This window comes from Roseiflexus sp. (assembly GCF_057785375.1).
Genome location: NZ_JBYNRX010000006.1, coordinates 25,151 through 43,285 on the forward strand (window position 1 = coordinate 25,151; position 18,135 = coordinate 43,285).

Below are 18,135 nucleotides of genomic sequence, written 5' to 3' on the forward strand. Positions count from 1 at the left end.
CGAGCCAGAGTGCTCGTTCGTGGCACGTCACAGATTGTCTTGAGTACGCAAGTCATCAATGAAGTCGCCGTCAACCTGCTGCGCAAATTTCAAGCCACTGAGTCGGATATTCGCAAGTTGATACGCTCGTTCTATCGCAAATATCTGATTATTGAGCATAGCCGCGCTATTCTTTTGCACGCTTCCGATCTCCGCACTGTGTACCGGGTTTCGTACTGGGATAGTTTGATCCTGTCTAGCGCACTCGCGGCAGGGGCGACTATCCTTTACCCGAGGATATGCAGGAAGGGCTGATGGTTGCCAACCAACTCACGATTGTCAACCCTCTGAGAGATTCATCGTAATCGTGAACGTGTTCGAGATCTCAGTGAATTGCCGCCATTGCCTGCGCGGCGCGTTGCGCATAGGCGGCAAGGTCGTCGCGCCCACGTTCCTGCCAGGCATACACCCAGACGCCCAGTTCTTCGCGCACCTCATCGGCATAGTCGAGATGCGCCAGGATTTCGGCGCCATGGTCGGGATCGCCGTTCCACACATACGCCATGCCCAGCGTCTTGCCTACCGCCTGATCATCGGCAAGCAATGATTGTGCGCGCTCGAGGGAATTGATCGCGCGCGGATAGTCGCCTCGATCAAGCGCCAGCATGCCCAGCCGCTTCTGGATCAGCGGCGAGTCCGGCGCCATCCGCAGCCCATGGTTGACCCAGACGACCGACTCATGCATCAGTGTGGTGCGCTCCTCCTGCGCCAGCCCTTCAGTAAGCATCGCGCGCGCCTGAAACCATGCAGAGACATTGCCCGCTCCCGCAGCCGCAAGGTGCGACGCACTCATCGTCAACGCAACGATGCCCGTCACAGCGATTGCCAGAGATCGCCGGGCATAGCGTTGAGGCGTGTGGTCGGCAGTCTGCAACGGTGCGTCAATTGGACGCCAGACAGCGGTAGCGGCGATGCCGAAGAGAGCGAACGCCAGGATCATCGTTGCCCAGGATGTATCATACTGCGGTGCGTCGGTCAGCCCGTGGAGCAGGAGGACAACGCAGCCGATCGTTGCGCCCTGCACGAGCGGCGACTGTGTGCAAAGCGTCGCTGCAATGCGGCGCAGCGCAGCGATCAACAACCAGAGGAAGCCGATCAGACCGATGATGCCCTGCGCCAGCCAGACGCCGAGGAACAGATTGTGCGCATAGCCGATGTAGGTGGGAATGATGAGCAACTGAAAGCGCGAATACATCTGCCCGAACACCGCTCCCGGCCCGATGCCGCTGAACGGAAAATCGAGCGCCAGAAACAGGCTGTTGCGATAGACCGCCAGCCGATCCTCGGCGCGCAGCAGCGCCGAAGCGAAGGCGTCCTGCGCCAATGGATGTCGGACCAGCAGGAGGATACCGGCGATTACGCCGGCAAGAGTTGCACCCGCAACGATGGTGTTCCGCCGGTCGAAACGCGGCAGACAGGCGCCGGATCGATGCGCGTCCACCTGCACGCGCACCAGGCGCCAGAGCAGGCTTGCCGCCGCCAGCGCAACGAATGCGCCGCGCGAAGAAGTAAGCAACAAACCAAAGGCGACGGCGGCGGCGGCAACGCCCCACGCCGCGCGATATGCGCCGCGCGCGGTCCATGCCAGCCCGACGATGAGCGGTATCGCCGGCGCCAGGAACGATCCCGCGGCATTGGCATCAATGAATACCGGCGTCATATCTGGCAACGGCGCACTGAGCAGCCGCCCAAGCCAGGCGGCAAGCCCCAGTTTCTCATCGAACCCCAGATGCCGATACTGCGTCGCCAGCAAGACGCTGTACCCAATGCTCCAGCACGCCAGAACCATGGCGACGATCATCAATCGGTGGCGCAGAACGGCCACAATGCCAAGGTAGACGATCACTCCCATTATCATGGGAAAGAGCCACGCCAGGCTCACAACGGGGTCGTAGGAAACGAACGTTCCCAGTACACCGCCGACAACGAACAGCATCAGCGGTCGTACAAAGGGTATGCGATGCAGCATAGAGTTTATGACCATTTCAGCGCGCATATGTTGCCACGCTATACTACGGCATCCGGTCAACAAAGCGATGACGAAAGCGCCGGCACAGATAAGAAAAGTATCATTCTCAATCTGCATTTGTTCGATACTGGAGGGATGTGATCCATCCGCTTCTCTCCCTCCGCACGCGCCGACACGAAAAAACCCCCTCTTCTGAGGTGCAGAAGAGGGGGTGAAGGAAGACCACGTTCTACTCCAGGTAGTCGCGCAGGTGCAGTCCCACATCGGGTGCGCGCAGGCGCCGCAGTGCTTCCGCCTCGATCTGGCGCGCGCGCTCGCGGGTCATCCCCAGCACCCGCCCGACCTCCTCGAGCGTGCGGCGCTGGCCGTCCACCAGCCCATAGCGCAGATCGATGATCCGCCGTTCGCGCTCGTTCAGGCGATCAAGTGCAGCGGCAAGATCGCGCCGCAGCAACTGCTGCGACGCCGCCTCAACCGGCGTGGGCAACTCGCTATCCTGCAAGAAATCGCCGAGGGTATGCTCGCCATCCTCACCAACCGGCGTCTCAAGTGATACCGGACGGCGCGACGCCTCGAGCACGCGCTCAATCCGCTCGGTCGGCTGCCCGAGTGCAGTTGCAATCTCCTCAGGCGTCGGCTGCCGCTCCAGCGCCTGCGCCAGGCGATCAGCAGCGCGCTTGACCTGCCCGACCGATTCGCTCATATGCACCGGCAGGCGGATAGTGCGTCCCTGCTCGGCGATAGCGCGGGTCACTGCCTGGCGGATCCACCAGGTTGCATACGTCGAGAAGCGATTGCCCTTGTGGTAGTCGAACTTCTCAACGGCGCGCATCAGGCCGATATTCCCTTCCTGGATCAGGTCGAGCAGCGAAAGCCCCCGGCCAACATACTTTTTAGCAATGCTCACCACCAAACGCAGGTTCGCCTGGATCAGATGGCGGCGCGCTTCCTGACCGGCGGCCACATCGGCGAGCAGCGCCTGACGCAACTGCGGGCTGAGATCTTCCGCCGACGCCAGGCGACGTTCAGCGGCAGCGCCGCGCTCCATGCGCTCGGCAAGCTCGATCTCCTCCGCAGCCGTCAGCAGTGGAACACGGCCGATCTCCTGCAGGTAGTGCTGGATCGAATCGAGGGTCGAATTCGACTCCAGCGTTTCCTCCAGATTCTCGGTTGCAATATCTTCAATATCTGTCACAGGCGCCACATCGTCTTCATTGACGATTGCGCGGCGCTCATCGAGTTCATCCCACGAATGTCGTTCCGGCATCATTCGGCTCATGGCGCAACTCCATCTAGAGAGACATAGCGCGGCTCCCCCACTATGCCGGGAGGAGCCGCGCCCTCTTCGTATCCTGTCTCAGGCGCGCTCAACGAGCCTGGTCGAGCGCTGTTGCTCATGTAAGGGGGCGACAAACCCACCAGGCTCTTGAAGACAAGAACCCGACATAATCATACACTCAGGGCGCTTGCCTTGTCAATAATCAAAAAGATAAAGAACACATTAATGCAGCCCCGGCTCGCTGGGGCGCAATCTTCTTATTCGTTGTATTATACGATGGAAAACGTCAGTTGGATGCAGTTTTGGAGTAAACTGACATATCCCGCTGGTGCGGGCTGACACGAAGAAAGTTCTGCAACCTATGGTCGGGGCGGAGGGATTCGAACCCACGACCCCAGCGTCCCAAACGCTGTGCGCTACCAGACTGCGCCACGCCCCGTGGGAACCATATGAATCATACGCAAGACACCAGGGTTTGTCAAATTGTCCGAGAACTGAGAACCGAGAACCGAGAACTGAGAACCGAGAACTGAGAACTGAGAACCGAGAACCGGGAACCGAGAACCCATTCTCTAATCCCTAATCCCTAACCCCTAACTCCTGATCTCCTGCAACGCCTCCAGCAACTGGTCGATCTCCTCGGCAGTATTGTAGTGTACCAGCCCGATCCGCAGCATGCCGCCGTCCGCTTCGACGCCCAGGCGCTCGGTCAGGTTGATCGCATAGTAGTTGCCGTCCCAGCAGAAAATGCCGCGTTCCCCAAGGCTCTTAGCGAGTTCGCGCGGGGTGCGCCTCGCCACACGCACCGCGACGGTCGGGGTGCGTGTGGCGAGGCGCGCCGGATCGCTGATGCCGTAGAAGGTCAATTCCGGAATAGCGAGCAGGCCAGCGATCAATTTCTGCGAAAGACCCCGTTCATACGTCTGAATGGCTTCCATCGCCTGCACCAGCGCTGCTCGCCGTGTCGCCGCCGGCGCCACACGTCGCCCCAGTTCTGCCAGATAGTCGATTGCCGCGGTGATCCCTGCCAGACCTTCGTGATTTTTGGTGCCGGTTTCCCAGCGGTCGGGAACGACATCGGCGGAGGGACGCACCTTGTAGGGATGCAAGTGCGCCAGGCGCTCACGCTTGCCATAGAGCGCCCCCATATGCGGTGCGAAAAACTTGTACGGCGAGCACGCCAGAAAATCACAGTCGAGCGCGCGCACATCAATTGGACCATGGGGCGCATAGTGCACGGCATCGATGTACACCAGCGCGCCGACATCGTGCGCCATGCGCGTGATGGTTGCCACGTCGTTGATGGTACCGACCGCATTCGACGCATATCCGACGGCTACCAGTTTTGTTCGAGGACTGATCGCGCGCGCCATGTCCGCCATATCGAGGGTGCAATCCTCTCCATCGATATCGACCATCCGAATGATCGCACCGCGTTCTTCGAGCGCCTGCCAGGGCGCTACGTTCGCATCGTGATCCAGGCGGGTGACCACAATCTCGTCACCGGGTCGGATCTCGCGCCCGAATGCCCGGCTGATCGCAAAGGTCAGCGTGGTCATATTCGGACCAAAGACTACCTCATCAGCATCGCATCCCAGGAAGTCAGCCATTGCGACGCGGGCTGCATCGATGATGGCATCGGTCTGGCGGCTGGTTGCAAAAGCGCCGTGCGTATTTGAGTTATGAAAGGTCAGATACTCAACCATTGCATCGATCACTCGCTGAGGAACCTGCGTTCCTCCGGGACCGTCGAAAAACACGACAGGAGTACCGTTCATCTCCTGCGCCAGGGCAGGAAACTGAGCACGGATCCAGGTCAGATCGAGGGCGCTCATGCCATTCTCCTTTCAGGTTGCCGAATGCAGTCTATAGTAGCATAGAGAAGCCGCCTGAGCGTCGCTCAGGCGGCCTCTTATTCCGATATGCGCCTCCTCTCACCGGGATATCAACGGAAGATAGACGCGCAGTTTCGCCCAGAGCGCGGTCGATGCCGTCGCCGTGTTGTTGCCCGGATCTCCGTCGGTGACAGGTGAAGCGATAGTGGCGGTGTTCGTGATCGTTGCATCCTCTGACGCAGCATTGGCTGTGACCGTGAGGACAAACGTATCGGTCGCCACGTCGAGCGCAGCAGTGGTGCAGGTGATCGGTCCGGTTGCGCCGACCGCCGGCGTGGTGCAGTCCCACCCCGGCGGTCTGGTCAGCGACACAAAAGCCGTACCATTCGGCACTGCCATGGTGAGCGTGACGTCATTGGCAAATTCGGGTCCGCTGTTGTTGGCTTCGACTGTGTAGGTCAGGGTCTCTCCAGGGCGAATGCTCGGTTTGTCGGCGCTGATGCGCACGCTCAGATCGGCATTCACTGTGACCGTCGTCGTGCTGCTGGCGGGGTTGTTGGTCGTATTCGGGTCGGACGTTGCACTGGCAATGTTCGCGTTCAACGACAGGGTCGTGCCGACAGGCGTGCCCTGCTTGACCCGGACGCGCAGGGTAAAAGTTGCATTACCAAGGCCGAAACTGGGCCTGGTGCACGTGATTGCACCGATGTCGCCGACGCCTGGCGTCGTGCAGTTCCATCCATCCGGCGCGGCAAGCGAGACGAAGGTGGTATTGGTGGGAATAGAGGTCGTCAACGTGACGACGCTGGCGTTGCTCGGCCCGTTGTTCGTGGCGACAATCGTGTAGCTTAGTTGGGCGCCGGCGCTGACCGGATCAGGCTCATCCGAGACGGTCAGCGCCAGATCGGCGAGAGTGGTAATGTTTGTGGTCGCCTGTCTGGTATTATTGGCGGTATTCGGATCGGTGGTCTCTGATGCAACGGTTGCTGTGCTGTCAACTGTCGTCCCCGGAGCGACGTCGGGTTTCACCCGCACCGTCAGGCGGAATTCCACACTGGTCAGGGTAAAGGTTGCGATGGTGCATGTCACTGTGCCGGTCTCGCCGACGTTGGGAGTAGTGCAGTTCCAGCCGTCGGGCGATGTCAGCGCCACGAATGTCGTATCTGTGTCCAGCGGCAGCGATACGCTGGCATTGGCGGCAAAACTGGGACCATTGTTGCGCACCGTTGTGACGGACTCGACGTTCTCACCGGCATTGACGCTGGCGGGCGCCGTCAGCGACACAACCTCCAGATTTGCTGAAGTGGTGACAGTAACCGTAGCGGAAGACGTATTATTCTCCGTATTGGCTTCGGGTGTGGCGGATGAAATGGTTGTAGAGAGCGGCAATGTCGTGCCCGGCGCAGTTGCCGGATCGACATTCAATTGCACAGTGAAGGTTGCGCTGCCAACTGCAACGGAAGCAGCCGTGCAACTGAACGTCGACGCGCCAGCCGCCGGCGGAGGGCAGGTCCAGCCGGCAGGCGGCATCACCAGACTGAAGGCGGTGTTGGCAGGAATGGCGCTGGTCAGGGTGACATTCGCCACCGGATCGGTGCCTGTATTGGTTACCGTGATGGTGTAGTTCAGCGGATCACCGGCGTTCACCGATGATGGAACAGAAGTAAGCGTTGCCTGAAGGTCGATCGTCACAATCTCGAGTTGCCAGGACGTCAGCGAACCACTCGAACCGCTGTCATCTTCGGCAATGTACAGGCGCCAGATGCCGTTGGGATTTGCCAGATTGTACACCGACAGCGCCGTTCCATACGGTCCTGCAGGCAGATTCAGGTGGGAAGGCATCGGGTCGTTTCCACCGACGTTCGTCGGTCGATAGGTTCCGCTGGTGATTGGACCGGCATCGGGAAGGTTGGCTGTCGCGCTCGCGCTAAAGACGAGATTTACGTTGGTTATCGGGGTCGCGCCGCCGACATCGGACATAAGCATGACCGCCTGACCGGACGGACCGACCAGAACAATGTCAAGATCTCAGTCGCACCACGACGCTCACAATCGAACCGCTCAACCCGCTGACGTCGATCGTCGAGGGGTATGGCGTCGCAGCGCCTGCCTCTGATGAAGGAGACATCGTCACCGGTCCACTGATCGGGCTGGTGTACACGGCGCGCACTGATGTTGCGCCTGCAATCGCCAGGATCAAGGCAATGACCACGAGACCGGTTGTAAGCACTGTGTGTGGATGGGATTGCGCAATCCGGTGTATAATGGTGTATAATTCGGATGCGCGAGAGGCGAAGAGTCGAAGCACAGATTCCTCCTTCCTTCGTAAGCATTGTCTGCCGGGTTAGTGGCGACTTGTCCGCAGTTCAGCCTGATATATCAGGTGAGAACAGCCAATGTACTGTAATCCAGACCAGTGATGTCTATCAAGACGGGAATGATTGCAATGTTGAATCAAAACAGGAACCATTTATCAACGAATCGCCTATGACCCCATTTCCACGACGCAGCGGGTTGATCCTGCACCCGGCATCGCTCCCCGGACCATACGGCATCGGCGATCTGGGGGATGAAGCGTACCGCTTCGTTGATTTTCTGGCGGCTGCCGGTCAAACGTACTGGCAGGTTCTGCCGCTCAGCCCGACCGGATATGCCGACTCGCCCTACCAGAGAACTTCGGCATTTGCTGGCAATCCATTGCTTATCAGTCCTGATCGTCTGCTTGCTGCCGGACATCTGACCCCTGACGATCTTGCCGATTGCCCGGCATTGTCTGATGAGCGGGTCGATTTTGGTCCGGTCATTGCCTGGAAGTCGGTGCTGCTGGATCGCGCCTTCCGGCGCTTTCAGATGTTGCCGACCGCCGATCGTGCGCCATTCGAGCGATTCTGTGAAGAGCAGGCAGCCTGGCTCGATGATGCGGCGCTCTTCATGGCGCTGAAACAGACGCACGGCATGCGCGCCTGGACAGAGTGGTCTCCGGCGCTTGCGGCGCGTGAGCCGGACGCGCTGGCGCGGGCGCGCGCCGGGCTTGCCGATACGATTGAGGCGCACAAATACTTTCAGTGGATGTTCTTCGTCCAGTGGCGGGAACTGCGGCGCTATGCCAGCAATCGCGGCATCCGGATCATCGGCGATGTGCCGATCTTCGTCGCGCTCGACAGCGCCGATGTCTGGGCGAATCCGCACCTGTTCCACTTCGATGCGAACCTGCGCCCAACCGTGGTCTCCGGCGTGCCGCTCAATTATTTCAGTGAGACGGGGCAACTCTGGGGGCACCCGCTCTATCGGTGGGATGTGATGGCTGCCGATGGGTATCGCTGGTGGATCGACCGCTTCCGTGCTGCATTCACGCTCGCCGATGTCGTGCGCATTGACCATTTCCGCGGGTTCTACAACTACTGGGAAATCCCGGCAGGCGACGACTGCGATCAACGGTCGGTGGGTCGATGGTCCGCGCGCCGATCTGTTTACGGCAGTCGCGGCGGCGCTCGGCGAGGTGGCGATCATCGCCGAGGACCTGGGCGATTTCACGACCGAGTCGCGCGCCGGACTCGATGCGCTCATGGCGCAGTTTGGGTTTCCGGGAATGCGCATTCTCCAGTTTGCCTTCAACCGCTGCGAAGGGGATCGTTTCTTCCCCCACAACTACCCGCACACCTGCGTCGTCTACACCGGCGCCGACGACAACGATACGCTGGTTGGCTGGTTCACGAACAGTTCGACTGATGCCGAGCGTCGTGATGCATTGCGCTATCTCTGCGGCAGCGCCGATGACATCGCCTGGGCATTCATCCGCACCGCCTGGATGTCGGTCGCTCACACGGCGATGACGACGGTTCAGGACCTGCTGGGTCTCGGGAGCGAGGCGCGGATGAACCCGCCCGGCACCCTGGGGTCGCACAACTGGACCTGGCGTATGCCATCGGGAGCGCTCGATCAACGTCTTGCCGCGCGTCTGCGCGATCTGACGGTGGTTTATCAGGATTGCCTTGAGCAGGCAATGAGTGGCGGCAGGTCTTCAGCATATGGGCATTGGCTGTCGGCTTCGACCGACTCAGCCAACCCCCGGTGTCAGTCGTGGGAGGTGTTAAGCATATGAGCATGAGTCTGGGTGACATTCCGACGCAGGCGCGCATCGAACGCGATCTGCGCTGGCTGCTGGATCGTTTCTATGAGGTGCTGGATGCTGCGGGCGCCGCCGATATTCATGCACTATTGCCCTGGACGGGGCATCCGTCCTGCCTGGTGCAGTTGCCCGAACGCGCCCCGCAGGCATATGCGATTGCCTTTCAGCTGCTCAACCTGGTCGAAGAGAACGCTGAGGCGCAAACGCGTCGCGTTGCTGAAACGGTTGAAGGACCTGCCGCGTTGCGTGGTCTCTGGGGGCAGATCCTCGTGCAGTTGCGCAACGCAGGATTGAGCGATGCCCAGATTGCCGCAGCGCTGCCGCGCATTCGAGTCGAACTCGTCCTGACGGCGCATCCCACCGAAGCCAAACGCGCAACCGTGCTGGCGCACTACCGTGAACTCTACCTGCAACTGGTCAAAGCCGAGAACCAGATGTGGACGCCGCTCGAACGGCAGGGCATCGCCGACGATGTGCGCGCTATTCTGGAACGCCTCTGGCGCACCGGCGACATCTTTCTCCGGCGGCCCGACGTCGCCTCGGAGTTATGCAACGCTATTCACTATCTTCGCAATGTCTTCCCTGAAGCGCTGGCATACCATGATCAGCGACTGCGCCAGATATGGCAGGCGGTCGGCAACAATCCGGCTTTGCTGGACGATCCCGACTCGCTGCCGGTCATCACCTTTGGCACGTGGGTTGGTGGCGATCGCGATGGGCATCCGCTCGTGACCGCCGATGTGACCCGCATGGCGCTGCTGGAGTTGCGCTCGAACGCACTCGACCTGCTGCGTGCGCAGTTGATTGTGCTGGCACAGCGCCTGAGTCTGTCCAACCTGCTCCAGACTCCGCCTGATTTCCTGATCAGTGCGTTGCACCACTACGCCGATCTGCTGGGAGAAGCCGGGCAGCACGCTCTGGATCGCAACCCAAACGAACCCTGGCGCCAGATGGTCAACCTTATGCTGGCGCGTCTCCCGGAACCTGCCGGAGCGCCTGCCCCTGGTCGCTACACCCGCGCTGCCGAACTCATCGCCGACCTGCGCATTCTCGATGAGGCGCTGGTTGCCGTGAGCGCAACACAATTGGCGCGATCTGATGTGCGACCGCTTATTCGGAGCGTGCGCACCTTTGGCTTTCATCTGGCGGCGCTCGACATCCGGCAGAACAGTGCGTTTCATGATCGAGCGCTCGCGCAACTCCTTACAGCAGCCGGCATTGATGGAAGCGATTATCCTTCGTGGGACGAAGCCCGACGCCTGGCGCTGATCGAGGCGGAACTGGAGTCGCCGCGTCCCTTCACCAGAATGGGGATGCCGGTTGGACCGGAAGCTGAGGCGGTACTGAGTTGCTATCGGGTCCTGGTCGAACACATTCACGCCTATGGCGCCGATGGGTTGGGGGCGCTGATCGTCAGCATGACGCGCAATCTGTCCGATCTACTGGTTGTCTTCCTTTTTGCGCGCGAAACCGGGCTGATCATCAGCACGCCGGAAGGTCCCGTCTGCCCGTTGCCGGTTGTGCCGCTCTTCGAGACGATCGACGATCTGGAGCGCAGCCCGGCGATTCTGCGCGACTACCTGGCGCATCCGATCGTCCGGCGCAGCCTGGAGTGGCAACGGCAGACGTGCGGTGTCGACGAACGGGTGCAGCAGGTGATGATCGGGTATAGCGACAGCAACAAGGATGGCGGCATCGGTGCAAGCCTGTGGGCGTTGCAGCGAGCGCAGCAGGCGCTTGCCGCCGAAGGACGAGCGGCGGGGGTGCGCATCCGTTTCTTCCACGGGCGCGGCGGAACGCTAAGCCGTGGCGCGGGACCGACGGGACGCTTCATCCGAGCATTGCCGGTCGAAGCGCTGGCCGGCGACCTGCGCATGACCGAGCAGGGTGAAACCATTGCGCAGAAATACGCCAATCGTATCAGCGCGGTCTACAACTTCGAACTGTTGCTGGCAGGCGTCACCGGCGCCACCCTTCGCCCTCCCCGGCCCCACCCTCATCATCTGTCCATCGCGCTCGATCTGCTTGCCAGGCACAGCCAGCAGGCGTACCGCGCGCTGGTCGATCACGAGCGCTTCATTCCGTTCTTTCGGGAAGCGACGCCGATCGACGCAATCGAGGCGAGCCGGATCGGTTCGCGTCCGGCGCGACGCACGGGTGCACAATCTCTCGCCGACCTGCGCGCCATCCCGTGGGTATTCAGCTGGAACCAGGCGCGCTTTTATCTGCCGGGCTGGTATGGCATCGGCAGTGGGCTGGCGATGGTGCAGGCGGAGGATCCGGCGCTTTTCGACGCTCTCTGTGCCGAAATGCGCGAATGGGCGCCGTTGCACTACCTGCTGGGAAATGCGGCAACAAGTGTGATGAATGCCGATGAGCATATCATGCGGGCATACGCCGATCTGGTGCACGATCCCGTTACTCGGACGGTCATCCTCGATGCTATTCTTGACGAGTTTGCGCGCACCCGCACGATGCTCGAAGCGGTCTACGGCGGACGTCTCGAGGAGAAACGCCCATACATCGCCCGCCAGCTCGAACTCCGACGCGAAGGGTTGTATTCGTTGCACCGTGAACAGATCGCGCGGCTGCGTTCCTGGCGCACGGTGCGTCATCTCGACCCGGAAGCAGACGAAGAGCAACTTCGCCTGCTCCTGCTGTTGATCAATGCAATTGCGGCTGGCTTGCGCGCCACCGGGTGATGTCCGGAGCGACCAGCCATGCCTGGGGCGGGCGAAGACGGGGATCCGAGGCGTAGAGCGCCTCGACCGCATCTGCCGAAAGGGTTGCCACAGCGCCGACAGTCGTATGCGCCACAGCATCGAGCAGCGCCATGTCCGCATCGCTCACCATCTCATCCGGCGGCAGCATGAGACCCCAACGGCCCCACGGTTGCATTTCGACGCGGTTGAGCGCTGCCAGATCGCGGATCAAGGTGCAGCGGATGGCATGCATGCCCCGATCTTCGAGGTGTCCAACGAGCGTGGGGTCGAGCGCTCCCGACCGACAGCGCTGCCAGGCTGCGCCGCTGCTCAAGAAGCGAGTCCGCGGCACGTCGAGCGGGTCGAATGAGACGTTGAGCGCTGCCCGCTGCACCTCGTCCATTTGTGGATCGACCAGCACCCAGCGATCCTCATCGACATCCCAGTATTCGACCAGCCAGTGATCTTCGTAGCGCTGCGGCGCCAGATAGGTGACAAAGCCGCACCGTGATCGCGCTGGAATGCCGTGATGTCGAAGCAGCGCCACCAGAAGCACGCTGTAGTCGCGTGATGTTGCTGGAAGGCGTCGCTCCGGCGGACGCGCGATGGTGAGCGGTCGGTCGTCTGACGACAGGATAGCCGCCAGTTTTGCAGCGGCGGATCGTTCAGACAAGGCGCGTCTGCGCTCATTATCGAGCGGTGTGGCGTCTGCTCCTCCCCAGAACACATGAGTCAGCACTCCCTGAATGACCCGGCAGAGATCGGCGATGGTCGTAGGGAGGCAGGCAAGGTGAGTTCGATACATCGACAGGTCGGTGAGAGGACCGGCCTGCGCGTAGAGTGTTGCGACAGAGGTGGAATGGATGTGGATCATAATTGTCTCCCTGTGAACGATCACAGTTCCTTTTCTACTATACCGCGCCATGACGCACTGCGCAACGGCAGGGGGCGTTCCGTTGTCCATCCTCTACCTTGGGAGAGAAGGCGCAAGTCTCCCGACCGCCTTCCGGTCTCAACCACAGAGGCACAGAGGGCGGAGGGGGAACGTTGCACGTTGAACAACGCCGTATGTGCGTTCATTAACCACAGAGACACAGAGGGCGCAGAGAAAACCGGGAGGACTTCAATGCCAGGGGCGCTCCCGCACACGTGTAGAGTTTTGTAGTGCGATAGATGTTGGTCGCATCCTGACGCCTTTTTCTTCCTCACCCCCCGCCCCCTCTCCAGCAAGGCTGGAGAGGGGGATTTGCGGCATTTGATGCACAAAAGAGGACGAATTGGCGCGAGGAATTACTGGCAAAACCTACCTCTGCGAGAGGGGCGTCCCTATATGCAGACCCACCAGGTTGTCGATCAGCGTCGCGCCAGGGTGATGATCGCTGGCACACGGTCGAACATCCAGAAGGCGACGACCATACCGATGACAGACGCGCACAATGCCTAGGCGAGCGTCAGCCACAGCGCGCTCAGCCACCAGCCGACGAACACGAACCAGACGGCGCGCAGGAGAAACGGTCGCTGTGGCACATCGGCGTAGTAGGCGCGACCGTTGGCGAGCACCAGATCATTGCGTTGCGGCGCCAGCGTGACGACCTGCGGCAGCCGATTGAGCATCCATAGACCCAGCGGTAAACCAATGATTGTGACGCACAGCACCCATGCCACGGCAGCCCAGATGCTGCTGAACCACAACCCAAAGACAATGAAATACAGCGCGCGGATCAGCAGATTGGGACCGCTGCGCTGTTCGATGATAACCGGTTGATTCTGCATCGTTTCTCTCCTTTCTCGTCTGATAGTAATACGCAGACTTTGGAGCGATGTTGCAGCGCAGCGCCCTGAAAGCGCGTCTGAAAAAGTCAATATTCAACTCCATTTTGTTCGAGCGGCAGCGGGCGCTGATCGCCTTCGCGGAACGTCTGGGCGGCGGCGGCGATGAAGTCGCGGAACAGGGGATGCGGCCGGTCGGGGCGTGACTGAAACTCCGGGTGAAACTGGACGCCGACATACCACGGATGATCGCGCAGTTCGATGATCTCGACCAGGCGACCGTCGGGTGACTGCCCGCTGATGACCAGTCCTGCCGATTCGAACAGGCGGCGATACTTGTTGTTGAACTCGAAGCGGTGGCGATGTCGTTCGACCACCTGATCGGCGCCATACGCAGCGTGAGCGCGGGTGCCAGGGAGCAAGCGGCACGGATACCCGCCGAGGCGCATCGTACCGCCCTTATCGGTAATATCGAGTTGATCCGGCATAAAGTCGATGACCGGATGCGGCGTGTGCAGGTCGAACTCGGTGCTGTTGGCTCTACTCTCCGGTCCGATGACGTGCCGCGCGAACGAGATGGTTGCCACCTGCATCCCCAGGCAGAGGCCCAGGTACGGCACGCTATGCTCGCGCGCATATCCGGCGGCTGCAATCTTCCCTTCAATGCCGCGGTCGCCGAAGCCGCCAGGCACGACGATGCCATAGACATCGTGGAGGAGCGGTTCGCATCCTTCCTCTTCGATCTGCTCGGATGAGATCCAGCGGATATCGACATCGACCCCCTGGTGGACCCCGGCGTGCCGGAGTGCTTCGACGACGCTGATATACGCATCGTGGAGTTCGACATATTTACCAACCAGTGCGATGGTGAGTTTGCGCTTGGGCGCCTTGATGCGCGCCACCAAATCGCGCCAGTCGTCGAGGTTCGGCTCGTGCGCGCCAAGCCCCAGGCGTAACGTCAGGTAGTTGCCGAGACCGGTTTCTTCGAGCACCAGCGGCACTTCGTAGATTGTCTCGACAGTATGGAGCGGCACCACGGCTTCGATATCGACATCGGCGAAGAGCGCGATCTTGTCGCGGATCTCATCGGCGATCGGATAGTCGGAACGGCACACAATCACATCCGCCGTAATGCCGACGCGCCGCAATTCCATAACCGAGTGTTGCGTCGGTTTGGTTTTGACTTCTCCGGTTGCGCCGATGTGCGGCAGCAGGGTGACGTGAATGTAGAGCACATTGTCGCGCCCGACATCCTTGCGCATCTGGCGGATGGCCTCCAGGAACGGCAACCCTTCGATGTCGCCCACCGTTCCGCCGATCTCGACGATCACCACATCCGCTCCGGTCTGACGTGCAACGGCGGCAATACGCGACTTGATCTCGTTGGTGATGTGGGGAATCACCTGAATCGTGCCGCCCAGGTAATCCCCCCGGCGTTCCTTCTGAATGACCGCCGAGTAGATCTGGCCAGTCGTCACATTACTGAGGCGGGTCAGATTCACATCGATGAATCGCTCGTAGTGCCCGAGGTCGAGGTCGGTTTCAGCGCCATCTTCGGTGACGAACACTTCGCCGTGCTGGTAGGGCGACATCGTTCCTGGATCGACATTGATGTAAGGGTCAAGTTTCTGCACCGAGACGCGCAACCCGCGCGCCTTGAGCAAGCGCCCGATCGACGCAACCGTAATGCCTTTGCCAACGGATGAAGCAACGCCGCCGGTCACGAAAATATACTTTGCCATGGATCTGTTGCTCCCAACTGTGCACTCTATCTGCGTTCCGGTTTATACAACGGTGATCATGGGGGAAATAGATTGAGGGGAAGGCAGTGCTGCCTTCCCCTCGAGAGGCTCGTATCTCATCGGCGACCCTGTACACCGTTGAGACCAGAGCGTTTGCCTGTACATTCCCGGTATCTTGACCATACTCTGCGTATTATAGCACAATATCCGTTGTTCAAACAGCAGGTCGCATGACGACGATGCGAGTCTGTTCACCTTCTCCTGGAAGATTACCTGCGTTGAGCGTCAGCCGTTCGTCTGGAGCATACTCCTTGATGCCCAGTTCGTGGAGGAATTTGTCGAGCGGCGCCAGATTCATGGCGGATTGCCCTTCGATTGCGTAGTGCATCGGGATCACGACGCGCGGCTCAATCTGACTGATCACCGATGCCGCCTCCGCCGGTCCAATCGTTTCGCCGCCGCCGACCGGCACGAACAGCACGTCCACGCTGCCGATCTCTTCGAGTTGCTGGGCGCTCAGTTCGTGCGCCAGGTCGCCGAGGTGGCAAAAGACGATGTCATCGAGGTGGATGACGTAGACGGTATTTCGTCCGCGTTCGGCGCCTTTCTGCTTATCGTGGAAGGTACGCACACCGGTGATCAAAATGCCGCCGACCTCGTATTCGCCCGGCCCGTCGATCACCACGACGCGGTCGCGCACCGGGCGCACGGCGGCGACGTTGTCATGATCGGGATGGTGGTGGCTGACGGTCACGATATGTGCTGTCGGGCGACCGAGATCACGTCCGACCGACCGGTCATATGGATCGGTAAGAACGATGCCGTCGCGTCCGCGCAGGCGGAAGCATGAATGCCCCAGATATTGAATGTCGGCCATAGGTATGCTCTGATTCGAGTTACTGCTCCGCGAGGAGCGATCGATCAACGGCTTCCGGGTCGCCGCCGCGTTCGTGCCAGAGGCGTTCGACAATCGGAAGGATGGTTTCGGCGCTAAAACCGCGGCGTTGCAGGTAGCCGCCGAGCCGGCGCAGGAATGTCTGGTAATCAGCGGCAGCGATGTAGCGCCGCACTGCTGCGCGCGCCAGCGTGTCGGCGCGCACGGCTTCCTCATCGGTCAGCGCTGCGTCCAGTGTGCTGGCGACGAGTTCAGCGTCCACCCCCTTACGCCGCAATTCATCGGCGAGCGCGTGGCGCCCGCGTGGTCGGCACGTCTGCCGGTTCTCGATCCAGAAACGCGCAAAGGCGGCATCATCGAGCAAGCCACCGGTATGCAGCCGTTCAACGGCGGCGTCGATAGTCTCAGGCGCAAAACCTTTGCGTTGCAGGCGGTCGCGGATCTCGGCGACCGAGCGTGGGCGGGACTCAATGGCGCGCACTGCGATCTGCACCGCGCGCTCGACGCTTTCTGCCGCCTCGATGCGAGCATAGGTCGCAGCGTCCAGGTGCATGCCGACATACAGCCGTTCGCGTGCAACCGTTGCGAGGCTAACACCAAGCGCAAACGTATGGTCGATATAGAGATTGACGCGCTGCGCATCGTGTTCCTGGGCGCGCAGCGCAGTGATGGTTCCTTCCGGCATGGAAGGTTATTCCTCGAACAAACCCGAGTCTTCTCCAGCGTCGTCGGCTTTGGAGGCTGCAATCGAGATCGGGGCAGCCATGGCGTGAGCGCGGATCAGGCGCTCGACCTCGTCCGCCAGCGCTGGATTTTCGTTCAGAAACTGCTTGGCATTCTCGCGCCCCTGCCCGAGGCGATCCTCGCCGAGGTAGAACCATGCGCCGCTCTTGCGGATAATATCGAGTTCAACGCCGACATCAAGGATGTTGCCTGCACGCGAGATGCCCTCGTTGTGCATAATGTCGAACTCCGCCTGGCGGAAGGGAGGCGCGACCTTATTCTTCACCACCTTGACCCGCGTGCGGCTGCCGATCGTCTCCTGGCCGTTCTTGAGCGTCTCGATGCGGCGGATATCCATGCGCACCGAGGCGTAGAATTTTAGCGCCTGCCCGCCGGTTGTCGTTTCCGGCGAGCCGAACATGACGCCGATCTTCAAACGCAACTGGTTGAGGAAAATGACGACGACGCGCGACTTGCTGATGGCGCCGGAGAGTTTGCGCAGCGCCTGGCTCATCAGGCGCGCCTGCAAGCCGGGGAGCGAATCGCCCATGTCGCCTTCGATCTCGGCGCGCGGCACAAGCGCAGCGACTGAGTCGACCACCACAACGTCCACAGCGTTCGAGCGCACCAGCGTCTCGCAGATTTCGAGCGCCTGCTCGCCGTAATCCGGCTGGGAGACGAGCAGATTATCGACATCGACGCCGCAGCGCGCGGCGTACACCGGATCGAACGCATGCTCGGCGTCGATGAACGCAGCGATGCCGCCCATCTTCTGCGCTTCGGCGATGATGTGCTGCGCCAGCGTCGTTTTCCCGCTGGACTCGGGCCCGTAGATTTCAACAACGCGACCGCGCGGCACGCCGCCGACGCCAAGCGCAATGTCGAGCGCAATCGATCCGGTGGGAATGACTTCGATCGCCAGCTTGGAACTGGCTTCGCCCATCCGCATGATCGAACCCTTGCCGTACTTGCGGTCGATCTGGCTCATAGCCGCCGCCAGAGCCTTTTCTTTCTCCGGAGAGAGAGCCATGATTTGCGCTCCTCCATTTGAT

At 60.8% G+C, this 18,135-nt stretch carries 12 protein-coding genes, 1 tRNA gene and 1 pseudogene; 2 read left to right on the forward strand and 12 right to left on the reverse strand.

What is annotated here, in order from left to right; translation table 11 throughout:
* Positions 1–364: 364 nt before the first annotated feature.
* From AC3EA7_RS01015 to AC3EA7_RS01040, 6 genes are all read right to left on the reverse strand, one after another.
* Positions 365–2,023 carry an O-antigen ligase family protein gene (locus tag AC3EA7_RS01015; protein ID WP_488612162.1) on the reverse strand — a complete coding sequence of 553 codons (1,659 nt, stop codon included), beginning with the start codon at positions 2,021–2,023 and terminating at the stop codon, positions 365–367.
* 214 nt (positions 2,024–2,237) lie between these two features.
* On the reverse strand, positions 2,238–3,287 hold the full coding sequence (locus AC3EA7_RS01020; protein WP_488612163.1) for a sigma-70 family RNA polymerase sigma factor: 1,050 nt from the start codon (positions 3,285–3,287) through the stop codon (positions 2,238–2,240).
* Positions 3,288–3,649: 362 nt separating this feature from the next.
* Positions 3,650–3,726 (reverse strand) — tRNA-Pro (locus AC3EA7_RS01025).
* Between the two features lie 154 nt (positions 3,727–3,880).
* A complete protein-coding gene (locus tag AC3EA7_RS01030) occupies positions 3,881–5,122 on the reverse strand; it encodes a cysteine desulfurase-like protein (protein ID WP_488612164.1) in 1,242 nt (413 codons plus the stop codon).
* Between the two features lie 99 nt (positions 5,123–5,221).
* Positions 5,222–7,102, reverse strand: coding sequence for a hypothetical protein (locus AC3EA7_RS01035; RefSeq protein WP_488612165.1), 1,881 nt, complete (start codon positions 7,100–7,102; stop codon positions 5,222–5,224).
* Between the two features lie 40 nt (positions 7,103–7,142).
* Positions 7,143–7,430, reverse strand: coding sequence for a hypothetical protein (locus AC3EA7_RS01040; RefSeq protein ID WP_488612166.1), 288 nt, complete (start codon positions 7,428–7,430; stop codon positions 7,143–7,145).
* 179 nt (positions 7,431–7,609) lie between these two features.
* Between AC3EA7_RS01040 and malQ the strand changes: the two are divergent.
* Positions 7,610–9,224 (forward strand): annotated as a pseudogene (malQ, locus tag AC3EA7_RS01045) (4-alpha-glucanotransferase).
* Entirely contained in the window at positions 9,221–11,953 is a 2,733-nt protein-coding gene (locus AC3EA7_RS01050) for a phosphoenolpyruvate carboxylase (RefSeq protein WP_488612167.1), read from the forward strand. Before malQ ends, AC3EA7_RS01050 begins: the two are co-directional and overlap by 4 nt.
* Here AC3EA7_RS01050 and AC3EA7_RS01055 read toward each other — a convergent pair.
* From AC3EA7_RS01055 to recA, 6 genes are all read right to left on the reverse strand, one after another.
* Positions 11,916–12,827 carry a transglutaminase-like domain-containing protein gene (locus tag AC3EA7_RS01055; protein WP_488612168.1) on the reverse strand — a complete coding sequence of 304 codons (912 nt, stop codon included), beginning with the start codon at positions 12,825–12,827 and terminating at the stop codon, positions 11,916–11,918. The genes AC3EA7_RS01050 and AC3EA7_RS01055 overlap by 38 nt on opposite strands.
* Positions 12,828–13,393: 566 nt before the next feature.
* Positions 13,394–13,726 carry a YccF domain-containing protein gene (locus AC3EA7_RS01060; protein ID WP_488612169.1) on the reverse strand — a complete coding sequence of 111 codons (333 nt, stop codon included), beginning with the start codon at positions 13,724–13,726 and terminating at the stop codon, positions 13,394–13,396.
* 86 nt (positions 13,727–13,812) lie between these two features.
* Complete coding sequence (gene pyrG / locus AC3EA7_RS01065; protein ID WP_488612170.1) at positions 13,813–15,465, reverse strand: CTP synthase; 1,653 nt, start codon at positions 15,463–15,465, stop codon at positions 13,813–13,815.
* Between the two features lie 214 nt (positions 15,466–15,679).
* Positions 15,680–16,342, reverse strand: coding sequence for an MBL fold metallo-hydrolase (locus tag AC3EA7_RS01070; RefSeq protein WP_488612171.1), 663 nt, complete (start codon positions 16,340–16,342; stop codon positions 15,680–15,682).
* Positions 16,343–16,361: 19 nt separating this feature from the next.
* Positions 16,362–17,045: a regulatory protein RecX gene (locus AC3EA7_RS01075; protein WP_488612172.1), complete on the reverse strand. Its 684-nt coding sequence runs from the start codon at positions 17,043–17,045 to the stop codon at positions 16,362–16,364.
* Positions 17,046–17,051: 6 nt separating this feature from the next.
* The gene (gene recA, locus AC3EA7_RS01080) at positions 17,052–18,113 is read right to left on the reverse strand and encodes a recombinase RecA (protein WP_488612173.1); all 1,062 of its coding nucleotides are present in this window, start codon (positions 18,111–18,113) and stop codon (positions 17,052–17,054) included.
* Between the last annotated feature and the right edge of the window lie 22 nt (positions 18,114–18,135).